Origin of the sequence: Cryobacterium sp. N19, from assembly GCF_002929595.1 — a bacterium.
GTDB classification, from domain to species: Bacteria; Actinomycetota; Actinomycetes; order Actinomycetales; family Microbacteriaceae; genus Cryobacterium; species Cryobacterium flavum.
Genome location: NZ_PJJR01000010.1, coordinates 1 through 1749, shown reverse-complemented (window position 1 = coordinate 1749; position 1749 = coordinate 1). Strand labels below are relative to the sequence as shown.

Here is a 1749-nt window from a genome sequence, read left to right as displayed (position 1 = left end):
GCACGTGCTCCTTAGAAAGGAGGTGATCCAGCCGCACCTTCCGGTACGGCTACCTTGTTACGACTTAGTCCTAATCACCGATCCCACCTTCGACAGCTCCGTCCCTTACGGGTTCGGCCACTGGCTTCGGGTGTTACCGACTTTCATGACTTGACGGGCGGTGTGTACAAGGCCCGGGAACGTATTCACCGCAGCGTTGCTGATCTGCGATTACTAGCGACTCCGACTTCATGAGGTCGAGTTGCAGACCTCAATCCGAACTGAGACCGGCTTTTTGGGATTCGCTCCACCTTGCGGTATCGCAGCCCTTTGTACCGGCCATTGTAGCATGCGTGAAGCCCAAGACATAAGGGGCATGATGATTTGACGTCATCCCCACCTTCCTCCGAGTTGACCCCGGCAGTATCCCATGAGTTCCCACCATTACGTGCTGGCAACATAGGACGAGGGTTGCGCTCGTTGCGGGACTTAACCCAACATCTCACGACACGAGCTGACGACAACCATGCACCACCTGTATACCGACCTTGCGGGGCACCTGTTTCCAGGCGTTACCGGTATATGTCAAGCCTTGGTAAGGTTCTTCGCGTTGCATCGAATTAATCCGCATGCTCCGCCGCTTGTGCGGGCCCCCGTCAATTCCTTTGAGTTTTAGCCTTGCGGCCGTACTCCCCAGGCGGGGAACTTAATGCGTTAGCTGCGACACGGAGACCGTGGAATGGTCCCCACATCTAGTTCCCAACGTTTACGGCATGGACTACCAGGGTATCTAATCCTGTTCGCTCCCCATGCTTTCGCTCCTCAGCGTCAGTTACGGCCCAGAGATCTGCCTTCGCCATTGGTGTTCCTCCTGATATCTGCGCATTCCACCGCTACACCAGGAATTCCAATCTCCCCTACCGCACTCTAGTCTGCCCGTACCCACTGCAGGCCCGAGGTTGAGCCTCGGGTTTTCACAGCAGACGCGACAAACCGCCTACGAGCTCTTTACGCCCAATAATTCCGGACAACGCTTGCACCCTACGTATTACCGCGGCTGCTGGCACGTAGTTAGCCGGTGCTTTTTCTGCAGGTACCGTCACTCCCAGGAAAACCCAGTCGCTTCTTCCCTACTAAAAGAGGTTTACAACCCGAAGGCCGTCGTCCCTCACGCGGCGTTGCTGCATCAGGCTTGCGCCCATTGTGCAATATTCCCCACTGCTGCCTCCCGTAGGAGTCTGGGCCGTGTCTCAGTCCCAGTGTGGCCGGTCACCCTCTCAGGCCGGCTACCCGTCGTCGCCTTGGTGAGCCATTACCTCACCAACTAGCTGATAGGCCGCGAGCTCATCCTTGACCAAAATTCTTTCCACCCCAGAAGATGCCTTCCAAGGTAATATCCGGTATTAGCTACAGTTTCCCGCAGTTATCCCAGAGTCAAGGGCAGATTGCTCACGTGTTACTCACCCGTTCGCCACTGATCCAAGGAGCAAGCTCCTCTTCACCGTTCGACTTGCATGTGTTAAGCACGCCGCCAGCGTTCGTCCTGAGCCAGGATCAAACTCTCCGTAAATGTTTGAATAGCTCCCAAACCCGAAAGTTCAGTGCCCATCTAGTGCACCCCACAGCCGGAATAGGCCAAGAAGATGCAAGTTTGAAACTGACAAGAACAAATCATTACTGACTTGCTTTGTTTAGTTGCCCAACCGAAGTCAGGACTTGTTCAATATTATTTCCAAAGGAATCTCCCGGCTGCAACCCGCTAGAAACGGG

The 1749-nt window shown here is 54.9% G+C and carries 1 rRNA gene; it reads right to left on the bottom strand.

The features are described from left to right. Positions 1-15 precede the first annotated feature (15 nt). A 16S ribosomal RNA gene (locus CXY78_RS00080) occupies positions 16-1549 on the bottom strand. Positions 1550-1749 lie beyond the last annotated feature (200 nt).